The 15,526-nt window shown below is 69.4% G+C and carries 16 protein-coding genes; 9 read left to right on the top strand and 7 right to left on the bottom strand.

Annotated features, from left to right (window positions below; all coding sequences use genetic code 11):
- Positions 1 to 2: 2 nt before the first annotated feature.
- Genes ACFYXH_RS14350 through ACFYXH_RS14335 form a run of 4 tightly spaced genes read left to right on the top strand, consistent with a single transcriptional unit; the run spans position 3 to position 3,183 of the window.
- On the top strand, positions 3 to 1,235 hold the full coding sequence (locus tag ACFYXH_RS14350; protein ID WP_389562502.1) for an MFS transporter: 1,233 nt from the start codon (positions 3 to 5) through the stop codon (positions 1,233 to 1,235).
- Positions 1,232 to 2,077 carry a hypothetical protein gene (locus tag ACFYXH_RS14345; protein ID WP_389562500.1) on the top strand — a complete coding sequence of 282 codons (846 nt, stop codon included), beginning with the start codon at positions 1,232 to 1,234 and terminating at the stop codon, positions 2,075 to 2,077. Before ACFYXH_RS14350 ends, ACFYXH_RS14345 begins: the two co-directional genes overlap by 4 nt.
- 10 nt (positions 2,078 to 2,087) lie before the next feature.
- Positions 2,088 to 2,309: a 4-oxalocrotonate tautomerase family protein gene (locus ACFYXH_RS14340; RefSeq protein ID WP_389562498.1), complete on the top strand. Its 222-nt coding sequence runs from the start codon at positions 2,088 to 2,090 to the stop codon at positions 2,307 to 2,309.
- A gap of 43 nt (positions 2,310 to 2,352) precedes the next feature.
- A complete protein-coding gene (locus ACFYXH_RS14335) occupies positions 2,353 to 3,183 on the top strand; it encodes a carboxymuconolactone decarboxylase family protein (RefSeq protein WP_389562496.1) in 831 nt (276 codons plus the stop codon).
- Positions 3,184 to 3,217: 34 nt separating this feature from the next.
- On the opposite strand, the gene ACFYXH_RS14330 is transcribed toward ACFYXH_RS14335, so the two are convergent.
- Positions 3,218 to 4,279: a hypothetical protein gene (locus ACFYXH_RS14330; protein WP_389562494.1), complete on the bottom strand. Its 1,062-nt coding sequence runs from the start codon at positions 4,277 to 4,279 to the stop codon at positions 3,218 to 3,220.
- A complete protein-coding gene (locus tag ACFYXH_RS14325) occupies positions 4,276 to 4,917 on the bottom strand; it encodes an NAD(P)-binding oxidoreductase (protein WP_389562492.1) in 642 nt (213 codons plus the stop codon). The genes ACFYXH_RS14330 and ACFYXH_RS14325 overlap by 4 nt, the downstream gene beginning before the upstream one ends.
- Positions 4,918 to 5,018: 101 nt before the next feature.
- Here ACFYXH_RS14325 and ACFYXH_RS14320 point away from each other — a divergent pair, with 101 nt between their 5' ends.
- On the top strand, positions 5,019 to 5,927 hold the full coding sequence (locus ACFYXH_RS14320) for a LysR family transcriptional regulator (protein WP_362677533.1): 909 nt from the start codon (positions 5,019 to 5,021) through the stop codon (positions 5,925 to 5,927).
- 100 nt (positions 5,928 to 6,027) lie between these two features.
- Here ACFYXH_RS14320 and ACFYXH_RS14315 read toward each other — a convergent pair whose 3' ends face one another.
- The gene (locus tag ACFYXH_RS14315; RefSeq protein ID WP_389562490.1) at positions 6,028 to 6,963 is read right to left on the bottom strand and encodes a D-alanyl-D-alanine carboxypeptidase family protein; all 936 of its coding nucleotides are present in this window, start codon (positions 6,961 to 6,963) and stop codon (positions 6,028 to 6,030) included.
- 206 nt (positions 6,964 to 7,169) lie between these two features.
- On the opposite strand from ACFYXH_RS14315, the gene ACFYXH_RS14310 reads away from it, so the two are divergent.
- Positions 7,170 to 7,811, top strand: coding sequence for a GntR family transcriptional regulator (locus tag ACFYXH_RS14310; protein WP_327324897.1), 642 nt, complete (start codon positions 7,170 to 7,172; stop codon positions 7,809 to 7,811).
- A complete protein-coding gene (locus ACFYXH_RS14305) occupies positions 7,808 to 9,109 on the top strand; it encodes a nitrate/nitrite transporter (RefSeq protein ID WP_389562488.1) in 1,302 nt (433 codons plus the stop codon). The genes ACFYXH_RS14310 and ACFYXH_RS14305 overlap by 4 nt, the downstream gene beginning before the upstream one ends.
- A gap of 131 nt (positions 9,110 to 9,240) precedes the next feature.
- Here ACFYXH_RS14305 and ACFYXH_RS14300 read toward each other — a convergent pair whose 3' ends face one another.
- The gene (locus ACFYXH_RS14300) at positions 9,241 to 10,065 is read right to left on the bottom strand and encodes a maleylpyruvate isomerase family mycothiol-dependent enzyme (RefSeq protein WP_389562486.1); all 825 of its coding nucleotides are present in this window, start codon (positions 10,063 to 10,065) and stop codon (positions 9,241 to 9,243) included.
- A 163-nt stretch (positions 10,066 to 10,228) separates the two neighbouring features.
- On the opposite strand from ACFYXH_RS14300, the gene ACFYXH_RS14295 reads away from it, so the two are divergent.
- Positions 10,229 to 11,044, top strand: a complete 816-nt coding sequence (locus ACFYXH_RS14295; protein ID WP_389562484.1) for a carbon-nitrogen family hydrolase — start codon at positions 10,229 to 10,231, stop codon at positions 11,042 to 11,044.
- Between the two features lie 68 nt (positions 11,045 to 11,112).
- Here ACFYXH_RS14295 and ACFYXH_RS14290 read toward each other — a convergent pair whose 3' ends face one another.
- On the bottom strand, positions 11,113 to 11,613 hold the full coding sequence (locus tag ACFYXH_RS14290; protein ID WP_389562483.1) for an LURP-one-related/scramblase family protein: 501 nt from the start codon (positions 11,611 to 11,613) through the stop codon (positions 11,113 to 11,115).
- A gap of 41 nt (positions 11,614 to 11,654) precedes the next feature.
- Here ACFYXH_RS14290 and ACFYXH_RS14285 point away from each other — a divergent pair, with 41 nt between their 5' ends.
- The gene (locus ACFYXH_RS14285; RefSeq protein WP_389562481.1) at positions 11,655 to 13,445 is read left to right on the top strand and encodes an NHL domain-containing thioredoxin family protein; all 1,791 of its coding nucleotides are present in this window, start codon (positions 11,655 to 11,657) and stop codon (positions 13,443 to 13,445) included.
- A gap of 23 nt (positions 13,446 to 13,468) precedes the next feature.
- On the opposite strand, the gene ACFYXH_RS14280 is transcribed toward ACFYXH_RS14285, so the two are convergent.
- Positions 13,469 to 13,843 carry a hypothetical protein gene (locus tag ACFYXH_RS14280; RefSeq protein ID WP_389562480.1) on the bottom strand — a complete coding sequence of 125 codons (375 nt, stop codon included), beginning with the start codon at positions 13,841 to 13,843 and terminating at the stop codon, positions 13,469 to 13,471.
- An 82-nt stretch (positions 13,844 to 13,925) separates the two neighbouring features.
- Positions 13,926 to 15,500: a hypothetical protein gene (locus tag ACFYXH_RS14275; RefSeq protein ID WP_389562478.1), complete on the bottom strand. Its 1,575-nt coding sequence runs from the start codon at positions 15,498 to 15,500 to the stop codon at positions 13,926 to 13,928.
- Between the last annotated feature and the right edge of the window lie 26 nt (positions 15,501 to 15,526).

Here is a 15,526-nt window from a genome sequence, read left to right as displayed (position 1 = left end):
AGATGGTCACCACGGCCCAGACATCCCCTTCCGCTGCCGAGCGTTCCAGGGCGGCGGCCTGGCGCGCGGCCGTCGTCGCCGCGGCCGCGACCTGCTGCGCGGTCTCCACCATCTATATGACGCAGCCGGTCTTCCCTGAGATCGCCGCATCACTGAAGGTCGGCCCGGAGGACGCCCGGTTCGTCTTCACCGTGGCGAGCTTCGCGTACGCCCTGTCGTTCTTTCTCTTCGGGCCGCTCTCCGACCGGTTCAGCAGCAAGGTGCTGGGCGGCAGCGGAGCGCTGACAGTCGCCGCGCTGATCTCCCTTGCGGCGGTGGTGCCCGACTTCAGCGTGTTCGCGCTGCTGCTGGCCGTGGCCGGGATCGCGGCCGCCGCGGTACCGGCCGCGATGATCGCGCTGATGCCAAGGATCGCTCCCGACGGTCTGGTCGGTGTCTTCTTCGGACTGATCATCGGGGCCACGGTCGCCGGCATCACCCTCGGGCGCTCCTTCACCGGCGTCGTCGCAGGGTGGGCCGACTGGCACAAGGCGGTGCTGCTGCTCGCGGCGCTCAATGTGCTGGCCGCGGTGCTGCTGCGCCTGCTGCCGACACCGCGCGCGGGTGACCGCCGGACCCGCAAGCCGGTGGGGCAGGCGTATCTGGCGGCGCTGCGGATGTTCGGACAGGGGCCTGTGGTGCGGCTGTTCGGCGTCGGTGCGCTGCTGTTCTTCGGCTATCTCGGACTCGTCACATTTCTGACGTACCGGCTGCAGGGCGCCCCCTTCCACTACAGCGCCGGTGCGATCGGCACGGTGAGTCTGATCGGTCTGACCGGTGTGCTGGGCGCACCGCTGGCCGGACGGCTGAGCAGCCGGATCGCGCCGCGCCAGGTGGTGCTGCTGGGCCTCGGCCTGGTGCTGGCCGGTGTCGCCGCGCTCGGGGCGGCGTCGGGCACCGCGCTGCTGGTCGTCGGGATGCTGCTGCTCTTCCTGGGCGTCTTCTCGTGCCAGCCGGCCGTGCTGGTGCTGCTGGCTCAGTCCGTGCCCCAGGAACAGCGCGGCGCCGCCTCGTCCATGTACATGCTCGTCTGTCTGCTCGCGGGCAGCGCCGCCAGCGCCGCGCTCGGCCCGGTGTGGAGCGGCGGCGGCTGGGGTGCCGTGGTGGCCACCGGTGCGGGCTCCGTGGGACTCGCGGCCGCGCTCGCGGCGCTCGGTTTCCGGGACAACACAGCAGAAGGGAGTGGTTCGCGATGAGCCGTTCGCAGAGCTACCGGCTCAGCCCCACCACCCAGGGGCCGTCGTATCCGCCCAGTGAAATCGTCGACGCCGACGGCGACTTCGTGGTGATCGGAATGATCAACCGGGAGGGGCCCTCGGGCAGTGTCGAACGGTCCTGGGGGTCCGCGATCGTCAGCCCCAAGAGCGATCTGCCGGCGTTCGGCGAACAGCTCCCGTACACCGTCGTACGCGAGCTGGGCAGCGAACTCGACCCGGCGGACCGGGACATGGTGCTGTATACGCTTCCGCTTCCGCTGCCGTGCAACAACTACCCGATGGTCTTCGCACCCGAGCAGCGGCCCGACGCGAACGAGATCGTACGGCCGAGCTATCCGCTCCATCAGGCGCCGATCCCCGATCTGCGGCCGGAGGACGGGCCCAAGGTGACCGAGCCGATCACGCTCGGCCGGTGGGTCCAGGCGGAGGGGGTGCTGGAGGTGGAACTCACTCCGGACGGCCGCGGCGCCGTATTCCGGATGGAGTTCGGCGGGCTGGTCCCGAGCAGCCTCTACACCGTGATGTCCCTGCGTCAGCACGACCTGGACCCGGCAGGGCCCACCAGGCCCGGTCCGCTGGGTGTGCCCAATGTCTTCGTCACCGACGAGGACGGCAGCGCGAGTTACCGCGCGACCATGCCGCATCCCTTCCCGGCGCCCGGCACACCGGGAGCGAACCGGATCATCAATGTCGTGGTGCTGTGGATGAGTTATCAGCAGAACTACGGCGGTGCCATCGGCTGGTTCGGTCTGGGCGGCGATATTCATGCCCAGTTGAAACTTCAGAAGCCGGAATTTCACGAATTCGTAACGACGGAATGAATTGAGGTTGGTGGCTGTGCCGTTCATCACTGTGACCACGTGGCCGAATCAGACGGATGAGAAGAGTCAGGAGCTGATCGAGGAGATCACCAAGGCCACACACAAGGTCACCGGAGCGCCGCTCGACAAGATAGCGGTGGTCATTCAGGAGATTCCCCAGAATCGCTGGGGCGAGGGTGGGATCATGGCTACGAACCCGGAATTTCCGGAGTTGAGCCGGCGCCGGAACTGAGCCGGTGCAGGTCCTGAACCATGGAACAAGGAGTCATCCAGGCATGGCAGTTGAGTCTCACGACGATGGGAAGGACCGCTACAGCAGGGGGTTGGCAATCCTGCAGCAGCTCGCCGCCGAGGAACGCCCTTCGGTGCTCGACAGTTTCTCCGACATCGCCCCCGACCTCGGTCGGTTCACGGTCGAGTTTCCTTACGGCGATATCTACGCACGGTCCTCACTCACCCTGCGCCAGAGGCAGCTCGCGACGGTGGGCGCCCTGACGGCTCTCGGGCATGCCGCACCGCAGCTGAAGTTCCATATTCATGGATCGCTCAATATCGGTGTGACCCGGCGCGAGATTGTCGAGGCGATCCTTCATGTCGTGGTGTATGCGGGATTCCCGGCGGCCATCAACGGTCTGAATGTTGCCAAGGCGGTGTTCGCGGAGCGTACGGACGGCAGCGACGAGGCCCCGCACGCTGTCAGCGAGAACGACGAGGCGCCGCGCTATGACCGGGGCTGGGACGCGCTCGCCGAGATCGACGGCCACGCGGGCGAAGCGGTGATCGAGAGCCTCAAGGACATCGCTCCCGATCTCGCCCGCTACATCGTGGAGTTCTCCTTCGGGGACATCTACACGCGCGGCGGTCTCGACCTGCATGCCCGTGAGGTGGTGACGATCGCCGCGTGCACCGCGCTGGGTACGGCCCGTCCCCAGCTCAAGGTGCATGTGAACGGGCTGCTCAATGTCGGCGGCACCCAGGACGAGGTCGTGGAGACCATCCTGCAGATGGCTGTCTACGCGGGCTTCCCCGCCGCGATCAACGGCATCACGGCCGCCCGCGAGGTCTTCGCGGAGCGGGCGGCGCATTCGGGCCCGTCCGGCGATTGAGGACACACCGGTTGCCGGACGGGCCCGTCACCGACTAGCTCCTCAGGTTCGGGAACGCGCGGGCGGCCCGCGGCGGTACGGCAAAGGTCGCCCGGCTCCGTACCTCCATCACGGAGTTGATGCCGTTGTTGCGGCGGACCCCGATGTCGCCGTGATGCCCGCGCGCGTCTGCCGCGTTCATCACCGCGCGGGTGGCGTTGAAGTCCTCCATGGTGCGCTGCAGGGACACGAAATGTGTCCCGGGCGCACCATGGTCGAGCGTCGCGAAGTCGCGCCGGTTGATGCGGGGGCGACCGTACAGCCTGGCGCGGCCGGTGGCCTGCGCATGGCCCACCTGTCCGTGCGCGACGGCCAGCGCAGGCAGCCGGTCCGCGTCGCTCTCCGCGTCGTCCACCAGCTTCTCGGCCTCGTCGGCGCCGATGCCGGGTGCGTACATCCGGGCACTGCGGGTGTCGCGGTCCTGCTCGTACCAGCTGTCGAGGTCGAGCTCGATATGGCTCACATGCATGGTGGTGCCGCCGGCCAGCGGGCCTTCGGGGACGGTGATGCTCTCCTCGGTCGCCTGGTTGCCGCGCAGCCCCGAGTGGAAGCCGAGCAGCAGCGGCGCCTTCGGGGAGAGCCCGCGCTCGGGCAGCCGCTCGGCGGGCAGCCCGCTCCCGACAAAACCGGTGCGTACCTCGCGTATCCGCAGCCGGGCGCGCTGGTCGAGCGGGCCGGGCCCGAAGAGCGCGTCGGTGACCTCCGCGAGGCGGTCCTCGTCGTCGGACGCAAGATGCAGACAGGCGGCGATGTCCTCCAGCTTCGGATTCTCCCAGCGGGCCATGGGGATGGCGCGGGGCACAGGGGAGCGGATGGCGGTGTGCTGCGCGTACCAGCCGAATCCCCAGCCCAGGCAGGTGAGCAGTCCGTCGGGTCCGTGCGGGAAACGCTCCTCCAGGGCGGCGAGCGCACCCTCGAGGCGCTCGGCGTCCGCGGCGGTGGGATGGTCCACGACGTCGAGCATGAGCAGCCGGTGGAAGCGCGGGGCGAGCGGACGGCCCTCCTCGTCGGTGAGAAAGGTCGATTCCCATGCGTGCTGGGCCTCGGGCAGCTTCATACGAGTTCCTTGTCGGGGTCGGGTCCGGTGTACGCATCGGGCTGGAGGCGGGCGTATGCGGCTGTCCAGTCGGCAGGCGGCGTGCCCGGCTCGCTGAACAGCCCGAAGGTCGTACGGACGGCGCTCCCGCTCTCGATGGCCGCGATCAGTGCCACCGCAATGTCCGCTCGGGAGACCATGCCGTCGGCGTGCGGATCCTGGGTGAGGGTGATGGCGTGCGCACCGGGTGGATCGTCGGTGAGCCAGGTGGGGCGGACGATCGTGTACGGCAGCCCGCTGGCGCGCAGATCCTCTTCGGAAGCGATCCTGGCGGGCAGCTGCGTGGCATCGACCCGGCTCAGCGGGTGAGCCCTGCCATGGCCGACGACGAACGAGCTGACCAGCATGATGCGCGGGGGCGTGGGCAGTTCGGCGGCAGCGGCGAGCAGGGTACGCATGGCCTGCTGGGCGTGCAGCCGGGCATCGCCGCGCTTGGGGACGAGGACGACGGCGTCGGCGCCGGTGAGCGCCCGGCGAACGGGCCCGACCTCGTCATAGGTACCGAGTCGGCCTACGTCGTGACCCCTGGCGCCTGCGAGTTCCGCGAAGTGCACCGCGGTGGTACCGGGCGACATGGTCCCGGCGATGACGAGTCTCATGTCAGCACGGTAGGAGCGGGAAACGGCGGAGGGGAAAGACCGCGCTGGTCTCAACTCATAGGCAGCGGTTATGAATTCACCGCGATCCGTATGCTGGCTCCATGATTCCGGAAGCCAGGCTGCTGCGCTATTTCCTGGCCGTCGCCGAGGAACGGAACTTCACCCGCGCCGCCGAGCAACTGCACATCGCGCAACCGGCGTTGAGCGCCCAGATCCGCCGCCTGGAGTCCCAGCTGGGTGTACGGCTGCTGGAGCGGACCACCCGCGTGGTGCGGCTGACCGAAGCGGGCCGCGCGGTCCAGGAACGTGGCCCGGCCGCGCTGGCGGCGCTCGCCGAGGTCTGGGACGCCGCGCGCCGCGCGGGCCGCGGTGAGCTGGGCCGGATCCGTATCGTCTACAGCGCGAGTACCGGGTACGGCACCGTCCCCTACCTGGTGGAGTCCCTGCACCGGCGCCACCCCGACATCGAGGTGAGCGCCGAGATGCTCCGCACGCCCGATATCGGTCGGGCCGTGCTGGAGGGCCGTGCCGATGTCGGTATCGCGCGTACTCCGGAGCCGGCCGAGGGTGTGCGCGTGCGGCCGCTGCGCTGGGAGCGCAGAGGGATCCTGGTCGCCTCGGGCCATCCGCTCGCGGCCGCCGCACCGGTCGTCGACCCGGCGGCGATCGCCGCGTTCCCGGTGCTGGCGCATCCGCGCGAGGCCAACCCGGCCCACTACGACGAGCTGGTCGAGCTGTTCCGCCGGGCCGGCGTACGGCCCCGACTGGTCGAACGGCCGGTGGCCTTCGATCCCACCCAGCGTGTACTGCGCGACGCGGAGACCGTCGCCCTGGTCGGCGAGGCCTCCGCGGACGGACTCGCCCCGTGGCTGCGGTGGCTGCCGCTGGCCGAGCCCCACGACCGGCTGCTGGTCGCGCTCGTGCTGCCGGACCTCGCGCCCCCGTCGGCCGAGCGTTTCGAGCGGGTGGCGCTCGAGGCGGCGGCGGAGGCGGGCTGGCTGCCCGGCTGACCCGGTCCACCGGCCACCCGGCTGACACGGTCCACCGGCTGCCGTCACAACGAGACGCCGACGCGGATCGCGTCGGCGTCTCGGGTGCTGCGGGTCCGGATCAGTCGCGCTGGGCGCCCTTCGGCAGGGTCCGCAGCTCCATGGTCCGCGCGGTGCTGGAACCGAAACCGAAGTCCAGCAGCTTGGCCGCGTCGTTGTAACGGTCGGTGCCGTTGAGGACGACTCCGACGTAGGTCTTCGTGCCGCGGGTGGCCGCGAAGACCAGGCAGGGGCCCGCCGTCGTGCCGGTGCCGGTCTTTATGCCGACGGCGCCGCTGTAGGAGCCGAGCAGCTTGTTGGTGTTGTACCAGGTGTACGTGCGGGTGCCGCCGGTGCTCGTCGTGGCGGTCGTCTTGTACTGCGTCGCCTTGACGACATCGCGGAAGGCGGCGCTGCTGAAGGCGTGCCGGGCCATCTTCGCGAGGTCGGCCGGGGTCGTGTAGTTGCTGCCGGCCGACGAGATGCCGTCGAACGAGTCGTACTTGGTGTTCTTCAGACCGAGCTGGGTGGCCTTCGCGTTCATCTTCCCGATAAACGACTTGGTGCGCGCGGCGGTCGTCGTGCCGGTGCCGAAGGTGTCGGCCAGCGCGTACGCGGCGTCGCAGCCGGAGGGCAGCATCAGCGCGGACAGCAGCTGACGGACGGTTACCTTGTCGCCCGTCTTCAGGTCCGCGGTGCTCGCGCCCTCCCGGACGACGTAGTCGCGGTACGCCTGCTTGATGGTCACCTTGCGGTTGAGGTCGACACCGGGGGTGGTGAGAACCACGATCGCCGTCGTGACCTTCGTCGTGCTGGCCATCTGGCGGCGGAGGTCGTTGGCCTTGCCGTAGACGGCCTTGCCCGTCGTCTGGTCGAGCAGGAAGCCGCCCTTGCCGCTGATGGTCGGTATCGGCTGCGCCGCCTGGGCGGGCGCGGCGAGGGGCGAGGCCGTCACCAGCAGGCCACCTGCAAGGACGACCGTGGCGGCTCTGCGCAGGCCGGTGTGGCTGAGTGTCAAGGGGAACGCTCCGAGTTCGCAAATACGTTGAAAAAGGACCGATAGGACCCGAGGCGTAGGAGGGTCCCGTTACGAGACCCATCAGCGCGCCAAAAGGATGTACGTGACGGCGCGACAATTGTGCCCGGCCTCCGTCCCCCCGGGTCTCCGTCCTGCATCGTGGACCCGGCTTTCTGATGCACCTGTGTTGTATCTAAGCTGTGCGCATGCCCGCCGCCGCTCCCGCCGCAGAACGCGTCTACACCCACATCAAGCAAGCAGTCCTCGACCGCCGTTACGAGGGCGGCACCCTCCTCACCGAGGGCGAGCTGGCCGACGCGGTCGGCGTTTCGCGCACCCCCGTCCGTGAGGCGCTGCTCAAGCTCGAGGTCGAGGGCCTGATCAAGCTCTATCCGAAGAAGGGCGCACTCGTGCTCGCCGTCTCCGCGCAGGAGATCGCGGATGTGGTGGAGACCCGCCTGCTGGTCGAGGAGCACGCGGCCCGCAAGGCCGTACCGGCGTCGCCGCGGCTGCTCGCCCGGCTCGAAGAGCTCCTTGAGCAGCAGAAGCGGCAGGGCGAGGCGGGCGACCTGGCGGCTGTCGCCGTCACCGACCGCTGCTTCCACGCCGAGATCGTACGCAGCGGAGGCAACGAGATCCTCTCCCGCCTCTACGACCAACTGCGCGACCGCCAGCTGCGGATGGGCGTCGCCGTGATGCACTCCCACCCCGACCGGATCGCCAAGAACGTCGCCGAACACAGCGAGATCCTCGAGGCCCTGCGCGCCGGCGACCCGGACGCGGCAGCCGCGCTCGTGCACCGGCACGTCGGCTGGTTCAGCAATCTGGCACGGGGCGAGGTCCGATGAGCGCCTCCGCCGTCGCGCTGCCCGGCGATCCACCCGGCGGCCGCCGCGCCGCCGCGGTGTGGGGCATCGGCGTCGCCGTCTACTTCGTCGCCGTCATCTTCCGTACGTCGCTGGGCGTCGCCGGCCTCGACGCCGCCGACCGCTTCGACGTCAACGCCTCCGCACTCTCCACCTTCTCCATCCTTCAGCTGCTGGTCTACGCCGGGATGCAGATACCCGTCGGTCTGATGGTCGACCGCCTGGGCACAAAGAAGGTCCTCACCCTCGGCGTGGTGCTGTTCACCGTCGGGCAGCTGGGCTTCGCGCTCTCACCGTCGTACGGGACGGCACTCGCCTCGCGCGCGCTGCTCGGCTGCGGCGACGCCATGACCTTCATCAGCGTGCTGCGGCTCGGCTCGCGCTGGTTCCCGGCCCGGCGCGGACCGCTGATCGGGCAGGTCGCCGCGCTCTTCGGGATGGCGGGCAACCTCGTCTCGACCGTCGTCATCGCGCGCATGCTGCACGGCCTCGGCTGGACCGCCACCTTCGCGGGCAGCGCGGCAGCCGGACTGGTCGTGCTGGTGCTGCTGTCGCTCTTCCTCAAGGACCACCCGGAGGGCCACGAGCCACCGCCCGCCCAGCACGCGGGATCCGCGTTCGTACGGAAGCAGATCGCCGAGTCCTGGCGTGAACCCGGCACCCGTCTCGGCATGTGGGTGCACTTCACCACCCAGTTCCCCGCCATGGTGTTCCTGCTGCTGTGGGGGATGCCGTTCCTGGTCGAGGCACAGGGTCTCTCCCGGGAGACCGCCGGTGAGCTGCTGACGCTGGTGGTGCTCTCCAACATGGTGGTCGGGCTGGTGTACGGGCAGGTGATCGCCCGGCACCACGCGGCACGGGCCCCGCTGGCCCTCGGCACGGTCGGCGCGACCGCGCTGCTGTGGGCGGCCACCATCGCGTACCCCGGTGACCGGGCCCCGATGTGGCTGCTGATCACTTTGTGCACGGTGCTCGGGGCGTGCGGGCCCGCGTCGATGATCGGGTTCGACTTCGCCCGGCCGGCCAATCCGCCTCAGCGGCAGGGGACGGCGTCGGGAATCGTCAACATGGGTGGCTTCGTGGCCTCGATGACGACGCTGCTGGCGGTCGGGGTGCTGCTGGACGCGACCGGCGACAACTACCGGATCGCGTTCTCGTCGGTGTTCGTGCTGGAGACGCTGGGCATCGCGCAGATTCTGCGGCTGCGGGCGCGCACGGTACGGCGGGAGCGGGAGCGGCTGGTGGCGAGCCGGGTGGAGGCCGTGCACGTACCGGTGTGAGCGTGTGAGGGGTCCCCGGCGGACGACGGCGCCCCGCCGGCCGCCGACCGCTGAAACCCGAAAAACTCGACCGCTGAAACTCGAGCGCTGAAACCGGTGAAGGCCGCCCCAGGGCGCGACGCCCGGCGCGCCTACGGCGTAACCGCGAACTCCCGCAGGATCGCCGCCGCCAGTTCGGCGTCACCGTCCACCTTGACCCGGTCCGACACCGCGCTCGCCCGCACCCGGCCGCAGGCCAGCCGGTAGAAGGTCTCCCAGTCCAGCGCGAGGGTCACCACGGGGCCGAGCGAGGGCGCGCCGTCGACCGTGCCGCGGCCGTCCGCGTCCACCCGCACCGTGCGGAGGAATTCGAGCGGGCCGTGCACATCGAAGACGACGGCCGAGTTGGCCGGGGCGCCCGCGTCCTTGGCCACCACCTTGGGCAGGGCTTCCAGAAGGCAGTCACGGGCGATGAAGGCGCCCGGGGAGTCGAGGTTGCCCGGCTTGCCCAGCGCCGACCGCAGATCCTGCTCATGCACCCAGGCGTCGAATGCGCGCATCCGGATGGCCAGTTCGAGAGTCTGCTCGGCGCCCAGCGGGGCGCGGACCATGGTGTCGGGGGTGCGGCTCTCGTTGCGCAGCTGACGGGCCCGGCGGATGATCGTGTACTCCAGCTCGGAGGTCATCTCGGGCGCCGTGTGGTGCCGGCGCACATCGACCTGCATCTCCATGTAGCGGGCGAACTCGCTCTGCACATGGTACAGATCACGCGGCAGTGTGTGGATGGGCCGCGGATCGCCGAGCATCTCGCACTCCATGCCGATGACATGCGAGACCAGGTCGCGCACGGACCAGCCGGGGCACGGCGTGGGCCGGTTCCACTCGCCCTCGACGAGCGGCTGCACCAGCTCGGCTATCGATTCAATGGAGTGGGTCCAGGCATCGGCGTAGGTCTGGAGGCTGGGATGGACGGTCACGGGACCCCTCGGCGGTTCTGCGGTACGCGGGCTGGGCTGCTGACTGCTGGGCTGCGTGGGAGGCTCGGCAGTTAAGTTACGCTGCCGGACGGCAGCCCGGCAGTGCTTTCGTGTGACGATCGTAGGCCCGTGATGACGGCTCGAATGCCAGGACGGTGGTAGTGTGCGCGCCTCCCTCATCCAGATCGCAGTAGACCCGGACGAGTCGGTCAATTCCCGCAGACGGCGCGTCGCCTCGCTCGTACGCGACCAGCGGGGTGCCGACCTGGTGGTGCTTCCCGAGTTGTGGCCCGTCGGAGCGTTCGCCTATAAGTCGTTCGCCGACGAGGCCGAATCGTCGGCCGGTGCGACGTACGAGGTGATGGCGAAGGCCGCGAGCGACGCCGGAGCGTGGCTGCACGCGGGCTCCGTCGTCGAGCACGCCCCGGACGGCACCCTCTACAACACCTCCCTCATCATCTCCCCCGCGGGCGAGCTGGTCCGCACATACCGCAAGATCCACCGCTTCGGCTTCGACAAGGGCGAGGCGGTGATGATGGGCGCGGGCGACGAGCTCGTGACCGTCGCGCTGCCCGGGACCGAGTCGTCGCCGGGGCTCACATTGGGCCTCGCGACCTGCTACGACCTGCGTTTCCCGGAGCTGTTCCGGGGTCTGGTGGACGCCGGGGCGCAGGCGTTCGTCGTCCCGGCGGGCTGGCCGGCCCGCCGCCGCGAGCACTGGCGGCTGCTGGCCCGCGCCCGCGCCGTGGAGAACCAGGCGTACGTCCTGGCCTGCGGCACCGCAGGCACCCACGCCGGCGTCGAGCAGGCCGGACACAGCATCGTGGTCGACCCCTGGGGCGAGATTCTCGCCGAGGCGGGCCCGGACGAAGAGGTCCTGAGCGTCGAGCTGGACCCGGCCAAGGTCGGGACGACACGGGAGCAGTTCCCCGTACTCAAGGACCGCCGGCTGGGGCTCGCGGAACCCCGCCGCCCCTAGACGCCTGTGGCGAGGCTGAAAGGTTCAGCCTCGCCGCCGATTGAGGCGCGGCCCGCACCCCTAGTCGTCTAGTCGTCGTCGCCCCCTCGCTCCTTCTCCGCCATATGGATCACGCAGATCGCCACCGCGATCATGAGCGCCGCGTCCGCGTCCTCCCGTACGACGTTCACGGCGTGCGTCTCCCGCACCCGGAACCACTGCCGGGAGATGTGCGCCAGCAGCTCGCCGTCGTACTCGACCGTGAACTCCCGGTCCAGGATCCGTCCGCTGACATCGAGCTCGGTGCCCTCGACGAGCGTCACGCGGTAGTGATTGCGCAGCAGCGACAGCCGCTTCTTACGGATGGTGGCGAGCGGCTTGTCGTCACGCTCGATGGTCATCGTGTCCCGCAGGCTGAGCAGCTTCTTGCGCAGCGTGATCAGGACCAGCCCGGTCGGATCCTTGAGCTCCAGGGTGTCCCGCAGGCTCAGCGCCTTGCCGTCGACGAGGAAGGCTTGGCGGCCGGCGTCGTCCTCGATCCAGTAGTCCTCGCCGATGGCGAAGATCTTGTCGCGCACGAGGTATTTCATGGCTGGAATGACTACCCCGCTCCGTGCTGTTGGATGGAGGTATGGCTACACGTGCACGCGTTCGGGCCCCCGAGCTGATCGGCAAGGGCGGCTGGCTCAACACAGGCGGAAAGAAGTACACCCTCGCTGACCTGCGAGGACGTATTGTCATTGTTGATTTTTGGACATTTTGCTGTATTAACTGCCTGCATGTCCTGGACGAGCTGCGGGAGCTCGAGGAGAAGCATCGCGACACCGTCGTGATCATCGGGGTCCACTCGCCGAAGTTCGTGCACGAGGCCGAGCACCAGGCCGTCGTCGACGCCGTCGAGCGCTACCAGGTGCACCACCCGGTACTCGACGACCCCGAGCTCGCCACCTGGAAGCAGTACGCCGTCCGGGCCTGGCCCACCCTCGTCGTCATCGACCCCGAGGGCTATATCGTCGCCCAGCACGCCGGCGAGGGGCATGCCCACGCCATCGAGAAGCTTGTCGAGGAGCTCGAGGCCGAGCACGCCGCGAAGGGAACGCTGCGGCGCGGGGACGGGCCGTATGTCGCGCCCGAGCCGGTCGCCAGCGATCTGCGCTTCCCCGGCAAGGCCCTGCTGCTGCCCTCCGGGAACTTCCTCGTCTCCGACTCGACCCGGAATCAGCTGGTCGAGCTGGAGCCGGACGGTGAGACCGTCGTACGGCGCATCAGCGGCACCGGCACCGGCGACGGCGGCGAGTTCAATGAGCCGCAGGGCCTCGCGCTGCTGCCCGACGGCCGGGTCGCGGTCGCGGACACCGTGAACCACACCATCCGTGCGTACAACCCCGAAACCGGCGCGGTCGAGACTCTCGCAGGCACCGGCAAGCAGTGGTGGCAGGGCTCACCGACGAGCGGCCCGGCACTCGATGTGTCGCTCTCCTCGCCGTGGGACGTGGCCTGGTGGGGCGGGCAGCTGTGGATCGCGATGGCGGGCGTCCACCAGCTGTGGACGTACGACCCCGCGGCCGGGACCGTGCAGGTCGCGGCCGGTACCACCAACGAAGGCCTCGTCGACGGGCCGGCGGCCGAGGCGTGGTTCGCGCAGCCCTCCGGGCTCGCGGCGACCGAGGACCGGCTGTGGATCGCCGACTCGGAGACCTCATCGGTGCGCTGGATCGACCGCGATCTGGTGGTGCACACGGCGGTCGGCACCGGCCTCTTCGACTTCGGGCACCGGGACGGTGCCGCCGGTCAGGCGCTGCTGCAGCACCCGCTGGGTGTCACCGCGCTGCCCGACGGGTCGGTCGCCATCAGCGACACGTACAACCACGCGCTGCGCCGCTTCGACCCCGCGAGCGGCGAAGTGACCACGCTCGCCACCGATCTGCGGGAGCCGAGCGGCGCGGTGCTGGCCGGCGACGACATCGTGGTGGTGGAGTCCGCCAGGCATCGGCTGACCCGGCTGCGGCTGCCGGAGGAGGCGGTACGCGTCGAGGCCGTCGCCCACCGCACCCAGCGCGCCGCCACCGACGTCGCCCCGGGCAGGCTCCGGCTGGACGTGGTCTTCCAGGCCCCGGCCGGCCAGAAGCTCGACACCCGGTACGGCCCTTCGACCCGGCTGCTCGTCTCCTCGACCCCACCCGAGCTGCTGAGGGGCGGGGAGGGCACGGGCACCGATCTCTCGCGCGAGCTGGAGATCGACCCGGCGGTGAGCGAGGGCGTACTGCATGTCTCGGCGATGGCGGCGTCCTGTGACGACGACCCCGAGAACGAGTACCCGGCCTGCCATATGCACCAGCAGGACTGGGGTGTCCCGGTGCGGGTGAGCGCCGAGGGGACGACGCGGCTGCCGCTCGTACTGGCCGGGATGGACCAGGGGTAGGAGCGTGGGCCGGGTCAATACACCTAGTGGAACAGGCCCTGCTTCTCGAGCTGCCGCCCTGCCGCGCCGTCCAGACAGCCGACCACCCACAGCCCGGGGTCGTACGTCGCCTTCAGTCCGCCCCGGCCCTCCGCCCGGAACCGCTCGCACCCGCCGGCCAGCAGGTCCTTCGCCTGCCGGCCGGTCGGGTCGTAGTGCCTGATGCGGTTGCCCTGGATGAAGCCCGCCTCGTACGAGATGTCCTGTGCCCAGGGCGGCCGTTCGTTGTACTGCTGGATCACCAGCCAGCAGGCCGCAAGCAGGACCGCGGCCGCCGAGGCGAACGCGAGGGACAGGGTGCGGCGCGACGGGCCCGGGTGGTGCGTCGCGCCGGCTCTCTGATGACCGAGCAGAACCATGGGCACCACCGTGCCCGGCCGGCCCTTTCCCGGATGTTTCGCGAATAGGCGCGCCAACGCGCCAACACCCGTCCCGGCAGGGTTACGTGACGTCGACGGTGCCCGTGACCTTCGGGTTCATCAGGTGCGTGTTGTCCGCGTCCATGTGCAGGGCGAAGACGGTGCCGTCGCCCCGCTCCTTGAAGCTCTTCTTGAACGTGCCGTTGGCCGCGGTCTTCACCTCGCCCAGCAGGTACGACTCCTTCGGCTTGCCCTTGGGCGAGAAGAAGATCATCACCTTCCTGCCGCCGTACGCCTTCCAGGCCGGCGCGGCGTGCTGCAGCGTGCCCGAGACGGTGATCGCGCCGCGCTTCTTCACCTTCGGCGTGACCTTGTAGTCCTTGATGCGGGTCTGGATGCGGCTCGCCTTGAGGACCGGGCTCACCGACCCCTGCACATTCGCGGAGCCGGAGTAGACCGCGCGGTAGTGGCCGGACGCCGGTGCGGGGATGTCCGCCAGGAAGTACCTGTCCTTGGTGAGCGTCAGCGTCTTGAGCTTCGCCCAGCCGTCCTTGCCGTTCTTGGACACCTGGATGTCGAGCTTGTTGTGCGGCCGCGGGGCGCCCTGGACGTCCAGCAGACCCGACACGGTCAGCTTTGAGTCGAAGCCGAGCTTGATCTCGAACTGGTCGATGGAGCTGTAGCCGGTGGTGCGGAAGGTGAGCGGGGCGGTCGGCTTGTTGGAGAACCAGTCGCCGTAGCTGACCTTCAGCTGCCGCTTGTCGCCCGCGAAGGGGATCTTCGTCTGGAGGCTGAAACGCCCGTCCTTGTCGGTGACGGCGCTCCCCTCCCACGTCCCCGCCGCGTTCACGACCTCCACGTCGGCGTAATTCGTCGTCTTCCAGACGCCGTTGAGCTCGTACTCGACCTTGCCGGTGACCTTGACCGGCGCGCCGAACCTGCCGTTGAAGTCGGACTTGTCGAGCGTGACGCGGGCGGGCAGGCCCTTGGGCGCGACCTGCAGCAGTTCGCTGGAGAGGTTCCCGTAGTACGCACGGACCGGGCTGGGCTTGGAGTCCGCGATGAACCAGTCGGAGAACCTGCCGTCCGCGTCCGTCCGCACGACCTCGTCGTAGGACCCGTTGTGGATGCGCACGCTCGAATCGGCGACCGGCTTGCTCTCGTGCGTGATGGGCTGCCACTCGGCGAGCCGGCCGCTCGCGGTGACCTTCATGTCGTCGACGGTCGGGTTGGGCCGGTCGACCCCGAATTCCTGGAAATACTTCCTGGCCGTGTAGTCGTACGTGCCGACGTCCTTGAGGGTCGTCTCGTCGCCGTCGGACTCCCTGACGATCAGGTCGACGGCGAATACGCCGGTGATCTCGAGCTTGACGTCCTTCTTGGTGATCCAGTCGCCCGTCTTCTTGTCGCCCGATGCGAGCTCGAAGTCATGGACCCACTCGACGGCCACGTTCTCGCCCGGCTTGTGGACGACGGCGCTGATGCCGGTCACGTCGCTGTCGGTCTTCAGGTCGTCGACGAAGAGGCGGCCGAACTGCTTGTCGTGGCCGGAGACTTTGTGGGCGGTCGGCCCCGCAGCGGCGATGGCGGCGGCGGGCACCGCGAGTACACCCAGTACCACAGAGGTGGACAGGGCAAAGGAAATGCTGCGCTTCACGTGTGCGTCCCCCCGGACGATTCGAG

The sequence above is a fragment of the Streptomyces sp. NPDC002730 genome, assembly GCF_042888805.1.
In the GTDB taxonomy this organism is placed as follows: domain Bacteria; phylum Actinomycetota; class Actinomycetes; order Streptomycetales; family Streptomycetaceae; genus Streptomyces.
Note: the sequence above shows the minus strand (reverse complement) of the source record. Positions and strands in the feature narration are given on the sequence as shown.

What these genes read in the sequence shown, in the direction of transcription:
- ACFYXH_RS14320 (WP_362677533.1), top strand. Translation starts at nt 5,019, where the DNA reads ATGATTCCGGAAGCCAGGCTGCTGCGCTATTTCCTGGCCGTCGCCGAG.
- ACFYXH_RS14310 (WP_327324897.1), top strand. Translation starts at nt 7,170, where the DNA reads ATGCCCGCCGCCGCTCCCGCCGCAGAACGCGTCTACACCCACATCAAG.
- ACFYXH_RS14290 (WP_389562483.1), bottom strand. Translation starts at nt 11,613, where the DNA reads ATGAAATACCTCGTGCGCGACAAGATCTTCGCCATCGGCGAGGACTAC.
- ACFYXH_RS14305 (WP_389562488.1), top strand. Translation starts at nt 7,808, where the DNA reads ATGAGCGCCTCCGCCGTCGCGCTGCCCGGCGATCCACCCGGCGGCCGC.
- ACFYXH_RS14325 (WP_389562492.1), bottom strand. Translation starts at nt 4,917, where the DNA reads ATGAGACTCGTCATCGCCGGGACCATGTCGCCCGGTACCACCGCGGTG.
- ACFYXH_RS14280 (WP_389562480.1), bottom strand. Translation starts at nt 13,843, where the DNA reads ATGGTTCTGCTCGGTCATCAGAGAGCCGGCGCGACGCACCACCCGGGC.
- ACFYXH_RS14350 (WP_389562502.1), top strand. Translation starts at nt 3, where the DNA reads ATGGTCACCACGGCCCAGACATCCCCTTCCGCTGCCGAGCGTTCCAGG.
- ACFYXH_RS14335 (WP_389562496.1), top strand. Translation starts at nt 2,353, where the DNA reads ATGGCAGTTGAGTCTCACGACGATGGGAAGGACCGCTACAGCAGGGGG.
- ACFYXH_RS14285 (WP_389562481.1), top strand. Translation starts at nt 11,655, where the DNA reads ATGGCTACACGTGCACGCGTTCGGGCCCCCGAGCTGATCGGCAAGGGC.
- ACFYXH_RS14330 (WP_389562494.1), bottom strand. Translation starts at nt 4,279, where the DNA reads ATGAAGCTGCCCGAGGCCCAGCACGCATGGGAATCGACCTTTCTCACC.
- ACFYXH_RS14345 (WP_389562500.1), top strand. Translation starts at nt 1,232, where the DNA reads ATGAGCCGTTCGCAGAGCTACCGGCTCAGCCCCACCACCCAGGGGCCG.